The sequence below is a fragment of the Microbacterium sp. UCD-TDU genome, assembly GCF_000340625.1.
In the GTDB taxonomy this organism is placed as follows: Bacteria; Actinomycetota; Actinomycetes; order Actinomycetales; family Microbacteriaceae; genus Microbacterium; species Microbacterium maritypicum.
On sequence record NZ_KB454446.1, the window covers coordinates 50,023 to 71,163 of the forward strand.

24 protein-coding genes and 1 pseudogene are annotated in these 21,141 nt (G+C 69.0%); 8 read left to right on the forward strand and 17 right to left on the reverse strand.

Going from position 1 to position 21,141, the window contains the following annotated elements; all coding sequences use genetic code 11:
* Positions 1–12 precede the first annotated feature (12 nt).
* Both D514_RS23010 and D514_RS23015 read right to left on the reverse strand, forming a co-directional pair.
* Positions 13–663, reverse strand: coding sequence for an alpha/beta family hydrolase (locus tag D514_RS23010; protein ID WP_036322968.1), 651 nt, complete (start codon positions 661–663; stop codon positions 13–15).
* A gap of 25 nt (positions 664–688) precedes the next feature.
* Positions 689–1,408: a general stress protein gene (locus D514_RS23015; protein ID WP_236610942.1), complete on the reverse strand. Its 720-nt coding sequence runs from the start codon at positions 1,406–1,408 to the stop codon at positions 689–691.
* Between the two features lie 91 nt (positions 1,409–1,499).
* On the opposite strand from D514_RS23015, the gene D514_RS23020 reads away from it, so the two are divergent.
* The 4 genes from D514_RS23020 to D514_RS23035 are packed head-to-tail and all read left to right on the forward strand — an operon-like array spanning position 1,500 to position 4,910.
* Complete coding sequence (locus tag D514_RS23020) at positions 1,500–2,765, forward strand: CBS domain-containing protein (protein ID WP_017828633.1); 1,266 nt, start codon at positions 1,500–1,502, stop codon at positions 2,763–2,765.
* A complete protein-coding gene (locus tag D514_RS23025) occupies positions 2,765–3,277 on the forward strand; it encodes a DUF1003 domain-containing protein (protein ID WP_017828634.1) in 513 nt (170 codons plus the stop codon). Before D514_RS23020 ends, D514_RS23025 begins: the two co-directional genes overlap by 1 nt.
* Complete coding sequence (locus D514_RS23030) at positions 3,274–4,395, forward strand: Mrp/NBP35 family ATP-binding protein (RefSeq protein WP_017828635.1); 1,122 nt, start codon at positions 3,274–3,276, stop codon at positions 4,393–4,395. The genes D514_RS23025 and D514_RS23030 overlap by 4 nt, the downstream gene beginning before the upstream one ends.
* 20 nt (positions 4,396–4,415) lie before the next feature.
* Positions 4,416–4,910, forward strand: a complete 495-nt coding sequence (locus D514_RS23035; protein ID WP_017828636.1) for a YcxB family protein — start codon at positions 4,416–4,418, stop codon at positions 4,908–4,910.
* Here the strand turns inward: D514_RS23035 and D514_RS23040 are convergent.
* A complete protein-coding gene (locus D514_RS23040) occupies positions 4,907–5,554 on the reverse strand; it encodes a hypothetical protein (RefSeq protein ID WP_017828637.1) in 648 nt (215 codons plus the stop codon). The two genes, D514_RS23035 and D514_RS23040, sit on opposite strands and share 4 nt — an antisense overlap.
* A complete protein-coding gene (locus D514_RS23045) occupies positions 5,551–5,940 on the reverse strand; it encodes a twin-arginine translocase TatA/TatE family subunit (RefSeq protein WP_017828638.1) in 390 nt (129 codons plus the stop codon). Before D514_RS23045 ends, D514_RS23040 begins: the two co-directional genes overlap by 4 nt.
* Positions 5,941–6,030: 90 nt before the next feature.
* Between D514_RS23045 and D514_RS23050 the strand changes: the two genes are divergently transcribed.
* Positions 6,031–6,669 carry an O-methyltransferase gene (locus tag D514_RS23050; protein WP_017828639.1) on the forward strand — a complete coding sequence of 213 codons (639 nt, stop codon included), beginning with the start codon at positions 6,031–6,033 and terminating at the stop codon, positions 6,667–6,669.
* Positions 6,670–6,771: 102 nt separating this feature from the next.
* On the opposite strand, the gene D514_RS38405 is transcribed toward D514_RS23050, so the two are convergent.
* The 3 genes from D514_RS38405 to dapE form a co-directional block, all read right to left on the reverse strand.
* On the reverse strand, positions 6,772–6,945 hold the full coding sequence (locus D514_RS38405) for a DUF3117 domain-containing protein (RefSeq protein ID WP_017203323.1): 174 nt from the start codon (positions 6,943–6,945) through the stop codon (positions 6,772–6,774).
* Between the two features lie 94 nt (positions 6,946–7,039).
* Complete coding sequence (locus tag D514_RS23055; RefSeq protein WP_017828641.1) at positions 7,040–8,257, reverse strand: hypothetical protein; 1,218 nt, start codon at positions 8,255–8,257, stop codon at positions 7,040–7,042.
* The gene (dapE, locus tag D514_RS23060) at positions 8,239–9,312 is read right to left on the reverse strand and encodes a succinyl-diaminopimelate desuccinylase (protein WP_017828642.1); all 1,074 of its coding nucleotides are present in this window, start codon (positions 9,310–9,312) and stop codon (positions 8,239–8,241) included. The genes D514_RS23055 and dapE overlap by 19 nt, the downstream gene beginning before the upstream one ends.
* Positions 9,313–9,377: 65 nt before the next feature.
* On the opposite strand from dapE, the gene dapD reads away from it, so the two are divergent.
* Both dapD and D514_RS23070 read left to right on the forward strand, forming a co-directional pair.
* Complete coding sequence (gene dapD / locus D514_RS23065; RefSeq protein ID WP_017828643.1) at positions 9,378–10,325, forward strand: 2,3,4,5-tetrahydropyridine-2,6-dicarboxylate N-succinyltransferase; 948 nt, start codon at positions 9,378–9,380, stop codon at positions 10,323–10,325.
* 294 nt (positions 10,326–10,619) lie between these two features.
* Complete coding sequence (locus tag D514_RS23070; protein ID WP_017828644.1) at positions 10,620–11,999, forward strand: DEAD/DEAH box helicase; 1,380 nt, start codon at positions 10,620–10,622, stop codon at positions 11,997–11,999.
* A 168-nt stretch (positions 12,000–12,167) separates the two neighbouring features.
* Here the strand turns inward: D514_RS23070 and D514_RS23075 are convergent, their stop codons facing one another.
* The 7 genes and pseudogenes from D514_RS23075 to D514_RS23095 all read right to left on the reverse strand — a co-directional run bounded on the left by D514_RS23075 (position 12,168) and on the right by D514_RS23095 (position 16,764).
* Positions 12,168–13,457: a citrate synthase gene (locus D514_RS23075; protein ID WP_051056569.1), complete on the reverse strand. Its 1,290-nt coding sequence runs from the start codon at positions 13,455–13,457 to the stop codon at positions 12,168–12,170.
* Positions 13,458–13,648: 191 nt separating this feature from the next.
* The gene (gene dapC, locus D514_RS23080) at positions 13,649–14,773 is read right to left on the reverse strand and encodes a succinyldiaminopimelate transaminase (RefSeq protein ID WP_017828646.1); all 1,125 of its coding nucleotides are present in this window, start codon (positions 14,771–14,773) and stop codon (positions 13,649–13,651) included.
* Between the two features lie 9 nt (positions 14,774–14,782).
* Entirely contained in the window at positions 14,783–15,013 is a 231-nt protein-coding gene (locus tag D514_RS0118985) for a hypothetical protein (protein ID WP_017828647.1), read from the reverse strand.
* Positions 14,955–15,260 (reverse strand): annotated as a pseudogene (gene fdxA / locus D514_RS0118990) (ferredoxin); the annotation flags it as partial. The gene D514_RS0118985 and the pseudogene fdxA, both read right to left, overlap by 59 nt.
* Before the next feature lie 9 nt (positions 15,261–15,269).
* Positions 15,270–15,680, reverse strand: a complete 411-nt coding sequence (locus D514_RS23085; protein ID WP_017828648.1) for a hypothetical protein — start codon at positions 15,678–15,680, stop codon at positions 15,270–15,272.
* Positions 15,681–15,733: 53 nt separating this feature from the next.
* Positions 15,734–16,048 carry an AzlD domain-containing protein gene (locus D514_RS23090; protein ID WP_017828649.1) on the reverse strand — a complete coding sequence of 105 codons (315 nt, stop codon included), beginning with the start codon at positions 16,046–16,048 and terminating at the stop codon, positions 15,734–15,736.
* A complete protein-coding gene (locus D514_RS23095; RefSeq protein ID WP_017828650.1) occupies positions 16,045–16,764 on the reverse strand; it encodes an AzlC family ABC transporter permease in 720 nt (239 codons plus the stop codon). Before D514_RS23095 ends, D514_RS23090 begins: the two co-directional genes overlap by 4 nt.
* Before the next feature lie 104 nt (positions 16,765–16,868).
* Between D514_RS23095 and D514_RS23100 the strand changes: the two genes are divergently transcribed.
* Complete coding sequence (locus D514_RS23100; protein WP_017828651.1) at positions 16,869–17,417, forward strand: helix-turn-helix domain-containing protein; 549 nt, start codon at positions 16,869–16,871, stop codon at positions 17,415–17,417.
* A 3-nt stretch (positions 17,418–17,420) separates the two neighbouring features.
* On the opposite strand, the gene D514_RS23105 is transcribed toward D514_RS23100, so the two are convergent.
* From D514_RS23105 to D514_RS23115, 3 genes are all read right to left on the reverse strand, one after another.
* Positions 17,421–19,046 (reverse strand): MFS transporter, encoded by a 1,626-nt coding sequence (locus D514_RS23105; protein WP_017828652.1) that lies wholly within the window; start codon positions 19,044–19,046, stop codon positions 17,421–17,423.
* Positions 19,043–20,089 (reverse strand): glutaminase A, encoded by a 1,047-nt coding sequence (gene glsA / locus D514_RS23110; RefSeq protein ID WP_017828653.1) that lies wholly within the window; start codon positions 20,087–20,089, stop codon positions 19,043–19,045. The genes D514_RS23105 and glsA overlap by 4 nt, the downstream gene beginning before the upstream one ends.
* Before the next feature lie 99 nt (positions 20,090–20,188).
* Entirely contained in the window at positions 20,189–21,085 is an 897-nt protein-coding gene (locus D514_RS23115) for a hypothetical protein (RefSeq protein WP_017828654.1), read from the reverse strand.
* Between the last annotated feature and the right edge of the window lie 56 nt (positions 21,086–21,141).

A 21,141-nucleotide genomic window follows, 5' to 3' on the forward strand; every position in this document is an offset into this window, starting at 1 on the left:
GCGGTGACGTGCTCAGCGATCGATGAACTCGGCGACGATCGGCGCGAGCGACGCCCCGATCTCTGTCGCGGGGCGCTTGTGCCCCTTGACCTCGAAGGTGTGGCCGGCACCCTCGACCCAGACCACGCGCGCATCCTGGCAGCTCGCGACGGCCTCCTCGAACTGGGCGATCGGCTGGATGAACGGATCGTTCGTCCCCTCGACGAACAGCTGCGGCACCGTGATGCCCGGCAGATGCTCGATGCGCGGCTTCTCCGGCCGCCCCGGCGGATGCAGAGGATAGCCGAGGTAGGCGAGCCCGTCGACGAGCATGCCCTCGGCGACCGCCATCGACGCCATGCGTCCCCCATACGACTTCCCGGTCGCCCACAGGCTCGCTGAGGGGGCGGACTCTCGTGCGAAGGCTGCGACGGCGTTCCAGGTGGCGATCGCGTGCGCGGCAGGTCCCGGCATCCGTCGTCCCTGCTCCACGTAGGGGAAGTTGAAACGCAGGGTCGAGAAGCCGCTCGCACCGAGCGCGTCGACGTAGCCCGTGAGGAACGGGTGGTCCATGCCGGTACCCGCGCCGTGCGCGACGATCACCGTCGCCCCGTTGTCACCGGGGGTCCAGTCTGCGGAGACGACAGTGGGACCGTTCGAGAGTTCGACCGGGATCTGGACCATCAGACGGAGAGTGCGCAGATCGCCGTCATGCCCGCTCGCCCTGGATGCCGTCCGCATCGGGGGCGGTCTCGGGTTCGACCGGCGTCACCGTCGACGCTGCGGCGGTCCCGGGGTCGGGCGTCGCACCGGATTCCGGTTCGGCGACGGGCTCGGCCACCGGGTCGGCGGGACGCGGCGGAATGACGGGCTCTTCGGGAGCGGGAGCGGGAGGGGTCGCGCCGGGTGTGATCCGCTCACCGTAACGCGGCGGCTCATCGAGGTTGACCGGGGGTCGCACCGGGGCGACCTTGTTGGCGCCGAGCACCTGGCGGGCCTTGCCCAGCGATGAGGGCAGGACCGTGACCTCGTAGTGGTCGGCCGCGAACTGCGTGACGCTCGCGAAGTCACGACGACGACGCACGATCGCGTACGTGACGAGACTCAGGAGCATGCCGACCGCGACGCCGATGAGGACGAAGCCCAGGAAGAGCTGGATCGGGACCTCGGGGTTGCCCAGCACGAGGATGGCGGCGAGGAACAGCCCGATCAGCACGCCGTTGATCGCTCCGGAGCGCGCGGCGGCCGCATAGCCGAGCTTGCCGGTCACACGCTCCACGGTGCGCACGCTCTGTCCGACGATGGCGATATCGCGCGCGGGCACCTCCCCGGCGATCAGCTTCGAGACCGTCTTCTGCGCGCTCTCGTAGTCGCGCATCGACGCGACGATCTCGCCGGTGTCTGTGCCGCTCGCGGGCCGGTTCAGCATGCTCATCCGGCTATTCTTCCACGCGCACCGTCGGACGGCCCGAGGCGCGACGATCCCGCCGGAGACCTGAGCCGCCGACTACTCTGGAGAAGTGAGCACACAACGGGTTTTCGCCGCGCGCCTCGCCGGGTGCGCCGTCTTCGATCCCGTCGGCGACCGGCTCGGCAAGGTCCGGGATGTCGTCGTCGTGTACCGAAGTACCGCGGCGCCCCGCGTCATCGGTCTGGTCGTGGAGATCCCGGGACGCCGACAGGTGTTCCTCTCCATCGGACGCGTCACCTCGATCCGCGCCGGCCAGGTGATCAGCACGGGTCTGATCAACGTACGACGGTTCTCTCCCCGCGCCGGCGAGGTGCGGGTGCTCGCCGAGATGCTCGGGCGACGCGTGAGCTTCGTCGACGGCAGCGGCACCGCGGTGATCGAGGACATCGCGATCGAGCCGAACCGCCTCGGCGAATGGGCGATCAGCCAGCTGTTCCTCCGCCGCCCCAAGACCAGCGCCTCTCCGTTCGCGAAGGGACCGACGACTTTCGCGGGGTGGAGCGAGGTCACCGAGCAGCGTGCGCCCGGCGAGTCGCAGTCGGCCGAGCAGCTCGTCGCCTCGTACTCCGAGCTGCACGCCGCCGACCTCGCCAACACGCTCCTCGACCTTCCGCAGCAGCGCATGATCGAGGTCGCCGAGGAGCTGTCGGACGACCGTCTCGCCGACGCCCTCGAGGAGATGCCCGAAGACGAGCAGGTGCACATCCTCGACCGTCTGGGAGACGAGCGCGCGGCCGACATCCTCGACCAGATGGAACCGGACGATGCGGCCGATCTTCTGGCCCAGCTGGCCCCGGACCGTCTGGAGCAGCTCCTCGAGCTCATGGAGCCCGAGGAGGCCGAGGACGTCAGGATGCTGCTGCGGTACGGACCCGACACTGCCGGCGGCCTGATGACCCCCGAGCCGATCATCCTGTCGGCCGATGCCACCGTCGCCGAGGCGCTGGCCCTGATCCGCCGTCATGAGCTGCACCCCGCGCTGGCCGCCGCGGTGTTCGTGACGCTCCCGCCGTTCGAGACCCCCACCGGGCGCCTGCTCGGGCTCGTGCACTTCCAGCGGATGCTGCGCTACCCGCCGCACGAGCGGCTCGGCGCCATCCTCGACGACAGCCTCGAGCCCGTACCCGTCACCGCATCCGCCGCCGAGGTGGCGCGACTGCTGGCGAGCTACGACCTCGTCTCGCTCCCGGTGATCGATGCGGCGCACCGCCTCGTCGGAGCGATCAGCATCGACGACGTGCTCGACTACCTGCTCCCCGACGACTGGCGCTCGCACGACAGCGACGACAGCTCCCCCGCGAAGGAGATGCGCTGATGGCCCGATCCCCGCGCCTCGACGCACCGGGCCGCACCACCACGCGCCCCAGGGCGACCTCTCGCGACCGCTTCGGGCGTTTCACCGAGTGGGTCGCTCGTGCGATGGGTACGCCGGCCTTCCTGCTGATCCTCAGCCTCTTCTGCGTGGTCTGGATCCTCTGGAACACGTTGATGCCCGACGAGCTGCGCTTCGACGACGCCGCCCTCGGATTCACGGCGTTGACTCTCATGCTCTCCCTGCAGGCCTCCTACGCCGCACCGCTCATCCTGCTTGCGCAGAACCGCCAGGACGACCGCGACCGGGTGCAGATCGAGCAGGACCGGCAGCGCGCCGAGCGCAACCTCGCCGACACCGAGTACCTCGCCCGAGAGATCGTCGCGCTGCGGATGTCGCTCGAAGAGCGCAACTCGCAGGCCGTCACCCGTGACGTGCTCAGGCAGGAGCTCAAGGCTCTTCTCGCCGAGCTCGAAGACGCGCCGGACAGACCCCGACCCGGCACCGCCTCATGACCGCGGCCGACCGCGTCCGATCGGCCGTCGCCGCCGTGACGGACCCGGAGCTGCGCCGACCCATCGGCGAACTCGACATGGTCCGCGAGATCTCCGTCGACGGCGACCGCGCCCGCGTCGGCATCGTGCTGACGATCGTCGGGTGCCCCGCGGCGGCCAGGATCGAAGCCGACGTGCGCGGTGCGGCCGCATCGGTCCCCGGCATCGCCGAGGTCGAGGTCGAGGTCGGCGTGATGACGCCGGCCGAGCGCAAGGCGCTCACCGACAAGCTCCGCGCGGGAAGACCCGCACGACACATGCCGTTCGGCCCCGACTCGCTCACCCGTGTGATCCTCGTCTCCAGCGGCAAGGGCGGCGTGGGCAAGTCGACGGTCACGGCCAACCTCGCCGTCGCCCTCGCCGATCAGGGGTTGTCCGTCGGCCTCGTCGATGCGGACGTGCACGGCTTCTCGATCCCCGGGCTCCTCGGCATCCCGGCCGGTACCCAGCCGACCCGCATCGACGACCTGATGCTTCCCCCGGTCGCGCATGGCGTGAAGACGATCTCCATCGGCATGTTCCTCCGCGACGGCGAGTCCGTCGTGGCGTGGCGCGGACCGATGCTGCACCGCACGGTGTCGCAGTTCCTCACCGACGTCTTCTTCGGGGATCTCGACGTGCTCCTGATCGACATGCCACCCGGCACGGGCGACATCGCGATCTCGATCGGCCAGCTCCTCCCCCATGCGGAGGTGCTCGTCGTGACCACCCCGCAGACCGCCGCGGCCGAGGTCGCCATCCGCAGCGGTCTCGTCGCACGTCAGACCGGTCAGCGCGTGATCGGCGTGATCGAGAACATGGCGGCGTACACACTCCCCGACGGCACCCTGATCGACCTGTTCGGCTCCGGCGGAGGCGCGGCCGTCGCCGAGGCACTCTCCGAGCCGGGAGCGGCGGTCCCGCTGCTCGCCTCGATCCCCCTCAGCCCCGCTCTGCGTCAGGGCGGAGACGCGGGAGAGCCGATCGTCGGCGGCGGGACGACCGATGCCGCGGCCGCGACGATCCGCGAACTCGCGGCCGCCCTCGCCCGGCAGGGCAGGGGCCTCTCCGGTCGGTCTCTGCCGATGTCGATCGGCTGAGCGCGTGGGAGGATGAACGAGTGTCCCCCCGCTCCCTGACCGTCGATGAGAGGCTGCTGCGACGGATGGCGCGCGACGCCGCGATCTACTCGCTGACCCGCCCGTCCGCCCTCGTGATGTGGTTCGCCCTCGCCGGTGCGCTGGTGCTCAGCATCCTCAATCTCAGCGCCCCCGTGGCACCGGGGGCACAAGCCCCGTTCGCCGCAGGCTGGATGCCCGTGATCATCGCCGGGCTCGCCGGCTTCGCCGTCTTCATGTCCGTCTCGGGCGCCCGAACGGCCGTCCGGATCGCGATGCCGGTCGAGCAGGTGGTGTGGGTGTCGCTCGAAGACGACAGGCTGCAGGTCGGCAGCGGTCGCCGTCGATCCGACATCGATTACCGCACGTTCCAGAAGATGCACGTGGGCAAGGACGCCGTGCTGTTGAAGCTGCGTGACGCCTCGGTCGCCACCGCGATCCCCCGCGCCCTGCTCACGGATGCCGACATCGCGACGCTCCGTTCCAAGATCTCCTAGCTCTCCCAGACCTCAGGCGACGCCCTCCGGGGCGCAGGGCCGTCAGCGCGACGACGCCGGCGTCGACGGGCGACCAGACGACGGATCAGGATGACGCCGGGGACGAGCACGACGATCAGCGGGCAGACCACCGCGCCGAAGGCCAGGAGCGAACCGACGGCGAAATCGCTGCCGCCGTTGCGACCGAGACCGACGGACCCGCGTCCGAAGGTGTCACCGGCGACGAGGAATTCACCGTCGTAGGTGTCCAGCGCGTCGACGCAGGTCACGGTGTGGATGCCGGCCTCGACCGCGGTGAACTGCGCGCTCTGCGCGAAGCCCGGCCGGGGCGTCATCCACCACAGCGTGTCGTCCCAGGTGAGCGACGGCGCGCCCGACAGCGGCAGTCCCACGCCGTCCGGGCCGACCACCGCGCACTCCATCGTGCCCAGCGCCGCCGAGATCCCGTTGCCCCAGATGCCACCCCGCTCACCGGAATCGAGCATGACCTCCGCAGAGCGCCCGAGTGGTGACGGAGCCGCGTCATCGACGGAGGCCGCGACCGGCAGCACCCACAGGGTCCAGATCAGGACCGCCACGCACCCGCACAGCGCGGAGAGCCAGAAGGCCACGGCGTCGCGATCCGCGAGCCGCCCTCTGGTCACGTGGCTTCAGGGTCGAAAGGCGGGCGATTGGTCGCGCTGAACTCCTGGGGAGTCACACGTGTGGGGGCGACGGTTCCGGCGATCGGCTCCGCGATGGTCTCGCGCGCCTGCATGGGAGTCGCGGGCTGAGGTTCCTCCATCAGCGCGTCGCGGATGATCCGACGGGGGTCGTACTGACGCGGGTCGAGCTTGCGCCAATCGACGTCATCGATCTCGGGCCCCATCTCCTCGCGCACCCTGGTCTTGGTCGCGCGCAGGTACTCTCCGGCCTTGCGAACCATGCGGGAGAAGCTCTCCGCGGCCCGCGGCAGACGTTCGGGGCCGATGATCAGGACCGCGATGAGGCCGATCAGCAGCAGCTTCTCGAAAGTGAGCCCGAACGTCATCTCTACAGGCTACCGCCGCGCCTGCGGTCCCCGCACTCGCCGACCGAATACGCTGGAGAGGTTCACAGGGCAGGCAGGGAGAAACAGGCCATGAGCGAGTATGACGCGAACGCGCGTTTTCTGCGCGAGTCCATCGTGGAACCCGACGCCATCACCCGCGCCCGCGCACATGCGATCGAGCTGGGAGCGATGCCGATCAGCGCGGCCGTCGGTTCGCAGATCGCCGTGCTCGCCGCAGCGACCGGCGCTCGTTCCATCGTCGAGATCGGCACCGGCGCCGGCGTCTCCGGACTCTGGCTGCTGCGTGGAGCGCCGCAGGCCGTGCTCACCTCGATCGACAACGAGCCGGAGCATCTCGCCGCGGCACGGCAGGCCTTCGCCGATGCGAAGATCCCGTCCACACGAGCCCGTTTCATCACGGGGCGAGCGATCGATGTGCTCCCCCGCATGAACGAGAACTCCTACGACATCGTGCTGGTGGACGCCGACCCTGAGCACGTCATCGAATACGTCGAGCACGGTCTGCGTCTCGCACGCACCGGGGGGCTCGTCCTCGTGCCCCGTGTGCTCGCAGGTGGCCGCGTCGCCGACCCCGTGCAGCGCGACGAGATCACCTCGGCCTACCGGTCCCTCGTGCAGGAGACGCAGGAGTCCTCGGCCGTCCTGGCCACGCTCTCGCCCGCCGGCGAAGGACTGTTGCAGCTGATCAGCCTCGCAGAGCGCGACTGACGCACGAACCTCGCAGGGCGCAGGCACCGTTCGCACACGGAAAGGGCGGTGGATCCGAGGATCCACCGCCCTTTCGGATCCGCTGAAGCGGACCCAGGTCGATCAGGCCGGTGCCACGACGGCGGCAAGCACGTCGTGAAGCTCCTTGGCCTCGGCGTCGTTCACAGAGACGACCAGGCGGCCGCCGCCTTCGAGCGGAACGCGCACGATGATGAGTCGTCCTTCTTTCACGGCTTCCATAGGCCCGTCTCCGGTCCTCGGCTTCATCGCTGCCATCGTGGCTCCCTTTCCTCCGGTGGTATGGGATGAGTTTATCGGGTGTCACCGGGACCTGGAGGTCACGGAGCAACAATTGGCTCGAGCTTCACGATCACGGCACCTGCCAGAACGTGCTCCCGAGCGCATATACGTGGTAGATCCAGAACCATTGTCCGACCAGACATGCGGCCAGCACCCCGATGCGCCAGAGGCGTGATCGAGGCACGGCGACCGCACCCCAGAGAGGGCTGAGGGGCAGGAGCAGGCGGAAGGTGCTGGACTGCGGGAAGAAGACCGCGAGCAGATACAGCAGGTAGCTGGCACTCCACAGACGAAGATCCGCGCCGAGAGCCCGCACCTGCGGGGAGAACAGGAGCGCTGCAGACGCGCCGATGACCAGCACGGCGAGTACGAGGGGTCCCCACCACTGCGGCATCCCCCAGAGCGCGAACCAGAACTGCGACGCCTGGATCCATCCTTCGAACGGGATGAACCCTTCGACGCCGCCGGTGATCCAATGCTGACGCCACGCGAGTTCGGTCGCGAGATACGCACCGGGGTCTCCCGTGACGATTCCCGCGATCGCCTGCCAGGCGAAGCCGGAGGCGGTCGCGAGGGCGCCGAGAGCGAGGATGTGCGCGATCTCCCGTCCCGGGAGCGGATCCTGTGCGCGCCGAAGCCAGCGCAGGACACCGTGCAGGCCCAGATACAGGGCGAAGGCGAGGATCCCTGGGCGGGTGAAGGCCATCACCGGGATGAGGATGTACAACCAGGCGTACCTGCGCCGGATCGTCGCATCGAGGGCCAGGAACAGCAGCAGAAGGAACAGGGTCTCGGCATAGCCGACCTGGAACATCGCCGCGATCGGCCCGGCGGCGAAGAACACCACGGCCCACATCGCCGCCGAGTTCCCGAGACGCTCGCGAAGCAGACGATGAAGGGCGAGACAGGCCAGGTACCCCGCCACGAGTGACAGCAGGAGAGCCCCGGCGCCCCAGGACCCGAGCACGAACCCGATCCCCTTGGCCGCATATGCGAACACCGGCATGAACGCCCAGGCGTTCTCGACCACGTCGCCCGTGTCCGAGAGCGGCAGATCGCTCGGGTATCCGTCCTCGGCGACCAGCCAGTACCACTGCGCGTCCCAGCCGAGGACGAAATCGATGAGCCCGGCCCCCGCGCCGAAACGCGAGGACGAGGTCGACAGCGAAGCGGCGATGAGCAGGAACGCCGTCGTGACGGCCCGTGCGCCGAGGTAAATGACGGCCACACGCAGTGCGACCGGCGACATCGCCCAGCGGCGTGCGATGCTCAGCGCGACGTGAGCCATGCGCGAAGGCCCCGCTCCACGGCGTCGATCTGCACGAGGGGAACGCGCTCCTCATCGTGGTGGGCGAGATGCGGGTCGCCGGGGCCGTAGTTCACGGCGGGGATCCCGAGGGCGGAGAAGCGTGCGACGTCGGTCCAGCCGTACTTCGGTCGGGGCTCTGCGCCGACGGCGGCCACGAACTGCTTCGCGATCTCGGCGTCGAGGCCGGGACGCGCGCCCTCGGCGGCATCCGTGATCTCGATGTCGAAGCCGGCGAGGACTCCGCGCAGATGGGCCTCGGCGTCGGCCGCCGACTTGCTCGGCGCGAACCGGTAGTTGACCTCGACCTCGCACGCGTCCGGGATCACGTTGCCCGCGACTCCGCCCGCGATGCGCACCGCGCTCAGGCTCTCGCGGTACAGCAGCCCCTCGACCAGCACCTCCTTGGCGCGGTACTCCGCCAGGCGGGTGAGGATGGGCGCGGCGCGGTGGATCGCGTTCTCGCCGATCCAGGCGCGTGCGCTGTGGGCGCGCACGCCGGTCGTGCGCACGAGCGCGCGCAGAGTGCCGTTGCATCCGCCCTCGACCTCGCCGTTGGACGGTTCTCCCAGGATCGCGAAGTCGGCCTCGAAGAGATCGGGGCGCACGGCGGCGAGCAATCCGAGACCGTTCTTCGAGGCCTCGATCTCCTCGTTGTCGTACCACATCCAGGTGATGTCGATCGCGGGGTCGGTCAGTTCGGCCGCGAGCTTCAGCTGCACCGCGGTGCCCGCTTTCATGTCGACGGTGCCGCGCCCCCAGAGATAGGGCACCCCGTCGATCTCGATGTCGCGGGTCGGCAGATTCGCGTTGATCGGCACGGTGTCGATGTGACCGGCGATCGCGACCCGCTGTGCACGGCCGCGGTCGGTGCGGGCGACGATCGTGTTCCCGTGACGGAAGACGTCGAGGTGCTCCAACGGCGTCACCGCTGCCTCGATCGCATCGGCCAAGCTCTTCTCCTCACCGGAGACGCTCGGGATATCGCAGATCGCACGGGTGAGGTCGACGGAGGACGCGGTCAGATCGAGCACCATGGGTCAAGACTACTTACCCCGTCATGAGAGACGTCGCCATCCCTCGGGGGCGATAGCGTGGAGGCATGAGCGACGCACGCACTGTATGGGGTATCGGCCTGACCACGATCGCCGGGGACGGCACCGTCCTCGATGCGTGGTACCCCGAGGTGCGGACAGGTACCTCCACCTCCGACGAGGTCGCCGTCGCCGCACTCGAGCCCCTCGCCGGGCCCGACGAACGGCGAAACGTCACGCTCGAGGTCGTGCAGCTGCAGATCGACCTCGACGCGGCCCCGGCCTCGACCGCGGACGCCTACCTGCGTCTGCACGCCCTCTCCCATCTGGTGGTGCGTCCCAACGAACTGAACCTGGACGGCATCTTCGGGCACCTTCCGAACGTGGCCTGGACCAACGCCGGCCCCGTCCTTCCCGCGGATGCCGCTCGCCTGCGTCCGCACCTCCAGCGTGCCGGCATCCAGGTGCAGGGGCTCGACAAGTTCCCCCGCCTGACCGACTACGTGCAGCCTTCCGGCGTCCGCATCGCCGACGCCTCCCGTGTACGTCTGGGTGCATACCTCTCCCCCGGCACGACCGTGATGCATGAGGGGTTCGTCAACTTCAACGCCGGCACGCTGGGCGCGTCGATGGTCGAAGGGCGCATCTCGCAGGGCGTGGTGGTCGGCGACGGCAGCGACATCGGCGGAGGCTCGTCGATCATGGGCACCCTCTCCGGCGGTGGAACGCACCGCGTGTCGATCGGGGCCCGCACGCTGCTCGGCGCGAACGCCGGCATCGGCATCTCGCTCGGCGACGACTGCGTCGTGGAGGCCGGGCTCTATGTCACGGCCGGCACCAAGATCGTCCTCGTCGACGGACCTGTGACCGCTGATGGCGCACGCAAGAGCGTGAAGGGGGCCGAGCTCTCCGGTCACGATGGGGTGCTCTTCCGCCGGAACTCGCTCAGCGGTGCGGTGGAGGCCGTACGTCGCGCCGGTGTCGGAGTGACGCTGAACGAGGCGCTGCACGCCTGAGAACGACGCCCAGGGACGCCTGCCCCGCTCCTGCAGGCGGTTGACGACCCGCGCGGACGTCGACATGCGGCCGACGGCATGCACGCACTGGTAGACTGACGGAGTTGCGTGTACCGCCGGTCTCGTAACATCGTCGTCGTCACGGGGTCTCCGAGGACCGAAGCGAGCGGAACTGCTCCCACCACCAGCATCAGCTGGCCTTTCGAACGGCGAACCGATGCGCAATTCCTGCGCCGTCGCCCACCTCACCCCTTTATCTCGCGCCGTTCATTCGGGCGCTGACGGAGTTTCTGCATGTCTACTTTCCTTGAACTCGGCGTTCCCGCCGAGCTCGCCGCCGTTCTCGCCGATTCCGGCAAGACCGAGGCGTTCGCCATCCAGCGCGACACCCTTCCCGACTCCCTCGCCGGACGCGACCTCCTGGGCCGCGGACGCACGGGCAGCGGCAAGACCATCGCCTTCGCCCTGCCGCTCGTCGCGCGCCTCGCCGCTTCCGGCGGACAGCGCCGTGCCGGCCTCCCGCGCGGACTCGTCCTCGCCCCCACGCGTGAGCTCGCGACGCAGATCGCCGCGACCATCGCACCTCTCGCCGAGGCCGCGGGCCTGCGCGTCACGACCGTCTTCGGCGGCGTCAGCCAGCGTCCGCAGGAGCAGGCGCTGCGCGGCGGCGTCGACATCGTCGTGGCCTGCCCCGGTCGACTCGAAGATCTCATGAAGCAGCAGGTGGTTCGCCTGAGCGCGATCGAGGTCACCGTGCTCGATGAGGCCGATCACATGGCCGACCTCGGCTTCCTGCCCGGCGTCACCCGCATCCTCACCGCGACCCCGGCCGGTGGACAGCGTCTGCTGTTCAGCGCGACCCTGGACCGCGGCATCGACACCCTCGCCCGCCGCTTCCTCTCGAACGCGGTCAGCCACGAGGTCGACGAGGAGAGCGTGCCCGTCGGCGAGATGACCCACCGCGTGCTGGTCGTCGACTCCACCGACAACAAGACCGCCCTCGTGCGCGAGCTCGCCTCGGGCACCGGTCGCCGCATCCTCTTCACCCGCACCAAGCACCAGGCGAAGAAGCTCGCGAAGCAGCTCACCGCCGCGGGGATCCCCGCGGTCGACCTGCACGGCAACCTTTCCCAGAATGCGCGCGAGCGCAACCTCGGCGCCTTCTCCACCGCTCCCGAAGACGGCGGAGTGCGCGTGCTCGTGGCGACCGACGTCGCGGCACGCGGCGTGCACGTGGACAACGTCGACCTCGTCGTCCACGTCGACCCGCCCGTCGAGCACAAGGCGTACCTGCACCGTTCCGGCCGCACCGCGCGTGCCGGTGCCGCGGGCACCGTCGTGACCGTCGTGCTCCCCGAGCAGCGCCGCGACGTCAAGGACCTCCTGCGCAAGGCCGCCATCTCCGCTCCGCTGGAAGACGTCACCACCGCGGCCGTCACCGCGCTGGTGCCCGAGCGCGCAGCGCATGTGCGCCCGGCCCCCGTGCAGGCTCCGCAGCAGCAGCGCCAGTCCTCCAAGCAGCGCCCGGCAGGCGGCGAGAAGAGCGGAGCGGCCAACCCGCCGTCGCGTCGCCGTCGTCGTCCCCGCGCCGGTGCCTCCGGCACGGGCGCAGGTGGTGGCTACTCCACGCAGAGCAGCTCCCGTCAGGGCGGCCGCAGCTCGCAGGGTCGCTGACACACGACCCGCTGGCTTTCAGCTCAGCACGGCGCCCTCTCCGCTCGTCGGAGGGGGCGCCGTGCCGCTTAACCGCGACGAATGCCGGGAGTCCGAATCCACCGCGTCGCCACCAGACGACGAAAGCGCCCCCTCCGTCGTGCGGAAGGGGCGCTTTCTCGTCTGAAATCAGCGCGTCGGGAAGGAACGCTCGGGCGCACCCGTGTACAGCTGCTGCGGGCGACCGATCTTGGTCTGCGGGTCGAGCTGCAGCTCACGCCACTGCGCGAGCCAGCCCGGCAGACGGCCGATCGCGAAGAGCACCGTGAACATGCGCGTCGGGAAGCCCATGGCCTTGTAGATCACGCCGGTGTAGAAGTCGACGTTCGGGTAGAGGCGACGCTCGCGGAAGTAGTCGTCGGCCAGCGCGAGCTCCTCGAGCTCCTTCGCGAGGTCGAGCAGAGGGTCGGTGACGCCCAGGGAGGAGAGCACCTCGTCGGCCGCATCCTTGACGAGCTTGGCGCGAGGGTCGTAGTTCTTGTAGACCCGGTGGCCGAAGCCCATCAGCTTCACGCCCTCTTCCTTGTTCTTCACGCGCTCGACGAAGCGAGCGACGCTCTGACCGGAGTCGCGGATCTGACCGAGCATCGTCAGCACGGCCTCGTTGGCACCGCCGTGGAGCGGGCCGGAGAGAGCCTGGATGCCGGCGGAGACCGACGCGAACTGGTTCGCGCCGGTGGAACCCACCAGACGGACCGTGGACGTGGAGGCGTTCTGCTCGTGGTCCTCGTGCAGGATGAGCAACAGCTCGAGAGCCTTCGACATCACCGGGTTGACCTCGTACTCCTCGCTGTGAACACCGAAGTTCAGCTTCAGGAAATTGTCGACGAAGCTCAGCGAGTTGTCCGGGTAGAGGAATGCCTGGCCGACGCTCTTCTTGTGCGCGTAGGCCGCGATCACGGGGAGCTTGGCGAGCATGCGCACCATGTTCAGCTCGACGTGCTCCGGGTTGTGCGGGTCTGTCTGCCCCTCGTAGTACGTCGAGAGGGCGGCGACGGCCGACGACAGCACCGACATGGGGTGCGCCGTGTGCGGCAGAGCCGAGAAGAAGCGCTTGAGGTCTTCGTGCAGCAGCGTGTGACGACGGATCTTCTCGTCGAACTCCGCGAGCTCGGAGGCGGACGGCAGCTCGCCGTAGATGAGGAGCCAGGCCACCTCGAGGTAGCTGGTGGAGCCCGCGAGCTGCTCGATCGGATAGCCGCGATAGCGCAGGATGCCCTTGTCACCGTCGATGAAGGTGATCTCGGACTTCGTGGAGGCCGTGTTCACGAAACCGTAGTCCAGGCCCGTGTATCCGGTCTGTCGGGTCAGCGTCGAGAAATCGATGCTGTCGTGCCCTGCCGTGCCGCGCAGCACCGGGAATTCGGCGGTCGTGTCGCCGATCGTCAGCTTCGCCGTCTGGTCTGCCGCTGCACTCACGCGGACCTCCTCGTTGTGTCCGCCCCCGCTCGTCGCGGTGATGTCGAACAAGATCTTGATCAAGCCTGAACTGGCGATCTCACGGCGCTCAAGCGCCAGGTCGGGTCACGACCGAATCGCCTTTACAGCCTAGTAGTCACACAGGCCTACTGTGACATCCGCCAAACAGACGGCCCCTCCGAGGAGGGAACCTACATATCGGTTGCCATATCGGTTGCGGAGAGTCGACGCGCGGCCTCGCGGACGTGCGCGGTCGGCGCGGTGAGCGCGAGCCGGACATGCTGTGCGGAATCGGCTCCGTAGAAGGGCCCAGGGCCTGCGAGGATGCCGAGGTCAGCGAGTCGCGCCATCGACTCCCAGGCGTCGCGCCCCTCGGTCGCCCAGAGGTACAGCCCCGCCTCGGAACCCTCGATGCGGAAGCCCGCCGCCTCCAGCGCAGGACGCAGGGCATCGCGACGGGTGCGGTAGAGCTCCTTCTGCACGGCGACGTGCTCGTCATCTCCGAGAGCGACAGCCATCGCGTGCTGCACCGGTGCGGGCGGCATCAGCCCGAGGTGCTTGCGTGCCGTGAGCAGCTCTCCCACGATGCGTGCACAGCCGGCCACGAACGCCGCACGGTATCCGGCGAGGTTGGACTGCTTGCTCAGCGAGTAGACGCTGAGCAGGTTCGCACGGCTTCCGGCGGTCACCCGCGGGTCGAGGATCGAGGGGATCGGCTCGGTCGCCCACTCGCCGTCCCACCCCAGCTCGGCGTAGCACTCGTCGCTCGCCAGGACGGCTCCGAGCTCGCGAGCGCGGCTCACGGCCGCAGCGAGCTCGTCCACGGTCCAGGTGCGGCCGTCCGGGTTGCCCGGGGTGTTGATCCAGATGAGCTTGGTGCCCTCCGGCCAGGCCTGCGGGTCATCGGCGGGCAGGGGCGTGGCCCCCACGACGCGCGCGCCGACCTCGTAGGTCGGATATGCCACGCGCGGGTGCACGACGATGTCGCCGGCCCCCAGACCGAGCAGAGTGGGCAGCAGCGCGACGAGCTCTTTCGAGCCGATCGTCGGGAGCACGTTGTCCACGCGCAGGTCGGGCACTCCCCTGCGTCGGGCGTACCAGTCCACGATGGCCTCGCGCAGCGTCGGCGTGCCGACCGTCTGCGGGTAGGCGTGGGCGTCCGTCGCCTCGGCCAGCGCCCGCCGGATGATCTCGGGCGTCGGGTCGACGGGAGAGCCGACCGACAGATCGATGAGCCCGTCCTGGTGCCTCTCGGCGCGCTCACGGAACGGGACGACGGCGTCCCACGGGTAGTCGGCGAGGTCGCGGACGCTCACGAAGCGCGCCTACTCGCCCTGCGGCGGCAGAGCGGCGACGATCGGGTGGTCGAACGAGTAGACGCCGACCTTGGCGGCGCCACCCGGGGACCCGATCTCGTCGAAGAACTCGACGTTGGCCTTGTAGTAGTCCTGCCACTCGTCGGGCAGATCGTCTTCGTAGTAGATGGCCTCGACGGGNCGGCAGAGCGGCGACGATCGGGTGGTCGAACGAGTAGACGCCGACCTTGGCGGCGCCACCCGGGGACCCGATCTCGTCGAAGAACTCGACGTTGGCCTTGTAGTAGTCCTGCCACTCGTCGGGCAGATCGTCTTCGTAGTAGATGGCCTCGACGGGGCACACCGGCTCGCAGGCACCGCAGTCGACGCACTCATCCGGGTGGATGTACAACGAGCGTTCACCCTCGTAGATGCAGTCAACGGGGCACTCGTCGATGCAGGCGCGATCCTTGACATCGACGCACGGGAGGGCGATCACATACGTCACCCCCTCAGTCTACGACTCGCGAGCCTCGGGTTCTTGCGCGGCGGGTGCCTCCGTACGCACGGGAAGACGTCGCACCGAGGGCCAGGCGATCACCAGCAGCACGATTCCGGCCACCAGGTAGGTCCAGATCTGCCCCGCGAACGACGCGGGCACGACGACGGAGCCTCCAGGACCCTCGCCGGAGATCAGCACCAGCATGCCGATCATCCCCAGCCCCGCTGCCACGACGGCACCGCGGTCGTGTGTCAGCGCGCGCACGGCGATCAGGATGGCCGCGCAGGCGATCGCGGCGACGATCATGCCGACCGGGATCGGGCCCCACATCACGCTGTGGCTGATGGTGCCGGCGATGCCGTAGACACCGCCCACCAGGGCGGCAGCGATCCACGACAACACTCTCGACATCCAGCTCACGCGCACCTGTCGATCCTACCGAGGAGGCCCGCACGATCCCGATCAGAAACCTGGCAGGGTCAGGCCGCGACGCCGAACAGGCGAAGGAGTGCAGCCACCACCGCAGCCGCCACCACGACCACGAGGAAGGATTGCCGCAGCCACAGCAGCCCGCCCGCGACCAGCAGAGCGGGCACGCGCGCATCCACGGTGATCGCCTGCCCGTCTCCCAGGGTCTGCACGGCCACGAGAGCCGCCAGGAGCGCCACCGTCAGAAGATCCGAGATGCGGGCCGTGCGCGGCGCCTCGAGCACCCGGGGCGGCACGAGGTAGCCGGCGGCCTTGAGGGCGAGGCAGATCAGCGCCGCGAGGAGGATGGCGCTCCAGAGGGTCATGCCGTCCCCTCCGATCCCGCATCGGTCGACTCGACCGATGCGGCAGGCCGCCCCATCCAGTTGAACCAACCGACGGCGATCGCGACGACCGCGGCGACGAGTACCGGAAGTCCGGGCATCAGCACCGGGGTGAAGGCCGCGGCGACCACAGCCGCGGCGATGCCGACCACGACGGCCTGACGCTGGCGGAGTCTCGGCCACAGCAGAGCGAGGAATGCCGCGGCCGCCGCCGCATCCAGCCCCCAGGCCTTGGGGTCTCCGAGCACGTCGCCCACGAGCGCCCCGACGAGGGTGGTGATGTTCCAGCCGACGAAGATGCCGATCCCCGTCACCCAGAATCCGACCTGCCGCAGCCGCGGGTCGCTCTGCGAGATCGCCACCGCCGTCGACTCGTCGATCGTGAAGTGCGCCGCAGCCGCCCTGCGCACGGCCCCTCCTCCGATGATCGGCGACATCCGCATGCCGTAGGCGACGTTGCGCACCCCGAGAAGCGCCGCCGAGGCGATCGCCGAGGGCAGCGCGGCGACGCCGCCCGCAGTGAGGACCCCCACGAAGGCGAACTGCGATCCTCCGGTGAACATCAGCAGACTCAGCACGCACGTCTGCCAGACGTCGAGGCCCGACGCCACCGCGAGCGCGCCGAAGGAGATGCCGTAGGCACTGGTCGCGAGAACGACACCGAGCGCCTCGCGCCAGACCTCACGCTCGGCGGTCATCACACACCACCGGAACTACTGTTCGCTTCACTGAACGCATGATCATAATTCTGAACATGGGGACACAGATAGTCAAGCGAACGAACGTTTGACATGATGAACACATGGAGGAACTTCGCACACGCATCGCCCGCACCCTGCGTCGGGAGCGAGAGGCGGCGAGTCTGTCGGTGTCCGAGCTCGCTCGACGAGCCGGCATCTCCAAGGCGACGGTGTCCCAGCTCGAGAGCGGAGCAGGCAACCCCAGCGTCGAGACGCTGTGGGCGCTCGGCGTGGCTCTGGGCGTCCCCTTCGCCGTGCTGGTCGATCAGCAGGCCAACGCACCGACCCTCATCCGGGCAGACGACATCGCAGGCGTCCCGTCCTCCGCAGCCGCGTACAGCGCGACGTTGCTGTCGGCCAGCCCTCCGGGCGCCCGCCGTGACATCTACCTGATCCAGGCCGAGCCGGGCGACGCCCGCCGTTCCGACCCCCATCACCCCGGAACGATCGAGCACGTGATCCTGATGGCGGGACAGGCGCGGATCGGCCCGGTCGACGAACCAGTGCTGCTGGGCCCCGGCGACTACCTCACCTACGCCGGAGATGCTCCGCACATCTTCGAGGCGACCGCACCCGGCACCAGCGCCGTGCTCATCTCCGAGCTGCGCTGAGCATCACTCCGACCCGGCCGCCGGCGACGGGTCGGGGATCTCGTGCGGCCGATACTGCGGGAGCCGCGAAGCCGGGAGGATCGCCAGCGCGCTGATACCCGCGAGCAGGAGCAGGCCCAGCTTGAGGGTGCCGAGCCGGGACTCCTCGTTCACGGTGACGGCTGCGTCGACCTGCTCCGGCGTCGCGTCCGTGGCCTCGAGCGCGGCGCGGAGATCGTCGTTGCTGACGAAGTTGAGGTTGTCCATATCGACCTGTGCGATGAGCGACGGCGGAAGCTCGGGGTGCTCGACGACAGCGCGCCCGATGCTGAGCCCGAGAAGAGAGACCAGCAGCGCCCCTGCGAGCGCGGTGCCGACGGCCGAGGCGAGGTTCTGCGTGGTGCCTCGCAGCGAACCCACGTCTCCGGCGAGTTCGGCGGGGGCCGCCGTCACGAGGACGTTGAACACCAGCGTCACCAGCGCGCCCTGTCCGATGCCGAAGACGATGAGCCCGGCGATCGTCGGGATGGTCTCCCAGTTGTTGTTCACGACGAACGACAACCACACGAGCGCGACCGTGGTGAGAATGAAGCCGACCACGCCGATCGTCCGCGGCGGGAAACGCCGATACAGCCGCACCACGAGCGTGGCGGTGACGAAGACGGTGAGGTTGAACGGCATCATCGCCATCGAGGTGTCGAACGGGGTCCTGCCCTGCACGATCTGGATGTAGAGCGGGATCGTGAAGTTCACGCACGCCTCCAGGGCGACCACGATGAACATGGCGTACACGGCGGCCCGCTCACGCGACGAGCCGAGCACGCTCAGATCGATCAGGGGAACCCTCCCCTCCGACATCCGCCTCCGCGTCCACAGGAAGAAGGCCTGCCCGAGCACCAGCCCCACCACGATGAAGACAGGGGCAGGTGAGAGTCCGAGGACGTTGAAGGGCGCGTCGACCGTCGCCGCCACCGCCCCCCAGGAGTTCAGGTTGTTGAACCCGAGCGTCAGCAGCACGATCGCCGCGCCGATGAGGAGTGAGGCGACGAGGTCGATGCGAATCGATGCGTCTCCGCGGTCGCCGCGCAGGGTGAAGCTCAGCGCGAAGACGACGACGGCGATCCCCAGCACGATGAAGAACATCGGCCGCCAGCCGACCAGCGTCCCCAGAGTGCCGCCGATCAGGAAGGCGCTGACACCCGAGATCGCGCGCGCCGAACCGATGGCGCCGATGGCGGTCGCCTGCTGCTGGCCGCGGTAGTTCTCGGCGATGAGTGCCACGATCGACGGCACGATGATCGCTGCGGCCGCGCCGGCGACGGCCTGTCCGGCGATCGCCCACCACACCGTGGGTGCCAGGATCATCATCACCGAGGAGGCCGCGAACAGCGCGATCACGATCCGGAAGATGAGCACCCAGCCGACCCTCTGACCGAGCTTCGCACCTGTCATCACGAGCGCGGCCACGGCGAGCCCGTACATGACGATCGTCGTGCTCGCGACCGTGGGCGGGACGCCGAACTCACTCACCATGCCGCCCAGCGAGATCGGCAGCGCGGCGACGTTGAACGACATCAGCACCTGTGCGAGGAACAGGCTGACCATCGGGAACCACGAGGTCTTGGTCTGCTCCGGCTTCGTCTGGGTCATGACTGCTCCTGGGGTGCGGGGGAGGGTGCGGTCGCGGAGGCCTCACGACGCGCCGGGGCCGAGGCGAAGAGGTTCAGCCCCAGAACACGTGACAGGTATCCGATGGCCATCTGCGAGCGGATGGAGTTCCCGGCCTCGTCCAGTCGCGGCGAGAATCCGGCAACCGCGCCCTTGCCGGGTGCGACAGCGACGATGCCGCCGGCGACACCGGACTTCGCCGGGAGCCCTATCTCGAACAGCCAGTCGCCGGATCGTTCGTACAACCCTGTCGACGCGACGACGGCGAGAGTGTCGCGGCACACCTCTTCCGAGACCACCCGCTCTCCGGTGACGGGATTCACTCCCCCGTCGGCGAGCGTCGCCCCCATCACAGCGAGATCGTGAGCCGTGACGCTCAATGCGCACTGACGCGTGTAGACGTCGACCACCTCGTCGGGATCGCCCGACAGCCGACCATAGCTGCGCAGCAGACGACCGAGAGCGCGATTGCGGTCGTTCGTCTGCGCTTCCGATGCGTAGACGACCCCGTCGAGACTCAGCGGACGCCCGGCGAACGCCGAGAGCCCCTCGCGAACGCGCTCCCACTGCTCGACCGCGGTGGCGCCGGGCATGAGGGCGGTCGTCGCGATCGCGCCGGCATTGACCATCGGATTCATCGGGTGCCCGTCGTTGAGCTCCACCGCCATGACGGAGTTGAAGGCGAGGCCGGTGTTGTTCACGCCGACGATCTCGCGCACCCTCTCATGGCCGTGCTCCTGGATCGCCAGGGCGTAGACGAACATCTTCGATATCGACTGGATGGAGAAGGGGTGCAGGGCGTCGCCGGCATCGTGCAACCCGCCACCGACCTCGATCACCGCCAGACCGAAGAGCTCCGGATCGACCTCGGCGAGCACGGGGATGTAGTCGGCGACGGTGCCGCCGCGTTCCCCGCGATAGCGGGAATGCGCGTCGCGCACGATCTCCTCGACGCGGTCCCACCCCGGCAGGGAGCCGGTGGAGACCTCCTGCGGGACATCGCGCCACGCTGCCGGGTCGAGCACATCTCCTCCTCGGATCCGTGACGCCCCCAAGTCGTCAGAGTCACCGTAGCGCTCGACGCCCGCCGATGGCTAGAGAATCCTCGGGAGGACAGGCGGGGATCAGTACCAGTTCATGGCCTGCGAATGCGCCCACGCGCTGCACGGAGTGCCGTACACCGACGAGATGTATCCCAGTCCCCAGGCGACCTGAGTGGCGGCGTTCGTCTGCCAGTCGGATCCGGCTGATGCCATCTTGCTGCCGGGAAGCGCCTGCGGGATGCCGGTGGCACCGCTCGGGTTGTACGCCTGGTAGTTCCAGCCAGACTCCTTGTTCCACAGGGAGTTCAGGCAGGAGAACTGATCGCCGCCCCATCCGTAGGTGCTGGACATGATCTGCTGCGCGGAAGCCTTGGCGCCCTCCGGCGTATTGGCTGCGGCCAGCGCGGCCGCCGCCTGCTGCTCCGCGGCGGCCTGAGCTGCCGCCTGCTCCGCCGCGATCCTCGCGGCTTCTTCCTCCGCCTGCTTCTGCTGCGCCGCGGTGAGTGCACTGCGCAGCTCTGCGGTATCGGCGACGACGTCCGCGGTCTCCTCTTCCGCCTTGTCGGCGAGGACGCCCACCAGAAGCACCGGAGTCACGTCGCTGTCATCCAGCTTGTCGATGTCGCTGACGAGGTCGGAGGTGTCGATCGTCGTGACGACGCCGACGTCGAGCCCGGAGGCGACGACCTCGGACTCCAGCGTCTCGGCCGCCGCCACAGCGTCCTTCGCCTGTGCCAGGGTCGCCGAGGCGTCCTCCGTGATCTGCGCGAGCGGCTCGGCGCCGGCGAGGGCGGGAGCGGTGACGGCGGACGCGGCGTTCATGGAACCTACGGCAGGAGTGGAGGCGAGGCCGACGCTCAAGGTGATGCCGACGAGCGTGGCCGAGGCGACTCCGAGGATGGTCATCGGGCGGTGGGCGGCGTTTCGGGCGGAGGCTGCCGCGGAGGCGCGCCGAAGCGCACGGGTCTTGTGAAGCATGGGTTCGACTTTCGGGTGGTCGTACGCCCTTGCAGGAGACTCATCGGGAGCTCGTC

Excerpts from the sequence above, each read along its gene's own strand:
- D514_RS23095 (WP_017828650.1), bottom strand. The coding sequence starts at position 16,764 with ATGACCGCCGAGCGTGAGGTCTGGCGCGAGGCGCTCGGTGTCGTTCTC.
- D514_RS23070 (WP_017828644.1), top strand. The coding sequence starts at position 10,620 with ATGTCTACTTTCCTTGAACTCGGCGTTCCCGCCGAGCTCGCCGCCGTT.
- D514_RS23105 (WP_017828652.1), bottom strand. The coding sequence starts at position 19,046 with ATGACCCAGACGAAGCCGGAGCAGACCAAGACCTCGTGGTTCCCGATG.
- D514_RS23010 (WP_036322968.1), bottom strand. The coding sequence starts at position 663 with ATGGTCCAGATCCCGGTCGAACTCTCGAACGGTCCCACTGTCGTCTCC.
- D514_RS23055 (WP_017828641.1), bottom strand. The coding sequence starts at position 8,257 with ATGGCTCACGTCGCGCTGAGCATCGCACGCCGCTGGGCGATGTCGCCG.
- D514_RS23100 (WP_017828651.1), top strand. The coding sequence starts at position 16,869 with ATGGAGGAACTTCGCACACGCATCGCCCGCACCCTGCGTCGGGAGCGA.
- D514_RS23050 (WP_017828639.1), top strand. The coding sequence starts at position 6,031 with ATGAGCGAGTATGACGCGAACGCGCGTTTTCTGCGCGAGTCCATCGTG.
- D514_RS38405 (WP_017203323.1), bottom strand. The coding sequence starts at position 6,945 with ATGGCAGCGATGAAGCCGAGGACCGGAGACGGGCCTATGGAAGCCGTG.
- D514_RS23115 (WP_017828654.1), bottom strand. The coding sequence starts at position 21,085 with ATGCTTCACAAGACCCGTGCGCTTCGGCGCGCCTCCGCGGCAGCCTCC.
- D514_RS23090 (WP_017828649.1), bottom strand. The coding sequence starts at position 16,048 with ATGACCCTCTGGAGCGCCATCCTCCTCGCGGCGCTGATCTGCCTCGCC.
- D514_RS23025 (WP_017828634.1), top strand. The coding sequence starts at position 2,765 with ATGGCCCGATCCCCGCGCCTCGACGCACCGGGCCGCACCACCACGCGC.
- D514_RS23045 (WP_017828638.1), bottom strand. The coding sequence starts at position 5,940 with ATGACGTTCGGGCTCACTTTCGAGAAGCTGCTGCTGATCGGCCTCATC.
- dapD (WP_017828643.1), top strand. The coding sequence starts at position 9,378 with ATGAGCGACGCACGCACTGTATGGGGTATCGGCCTGACCACGATCGCC.
- D514_RS23015 (WP_236610942.1), bottom strand. The coding sequence starts at position 1,408 with ATGCTGAACCGGCCCGCGAGCGGCACAGACACCGGCGAGATCGTCGCG.
- D514_RS23030 (WP_017828635.1), top strand. The coding sequence starts at position 3,274 with ATGACCGCGGCCGACCGCGTCCGATCGGCCGTCGCCGCCGTGACGGAC.
- dapE (WP_017828642.1), bottom strand. The coding sequence starts at position 9,312 with ATGGTGCTCGATCTGACCGCGTCCTCCGTCGACCTCACCCGTGCGATC.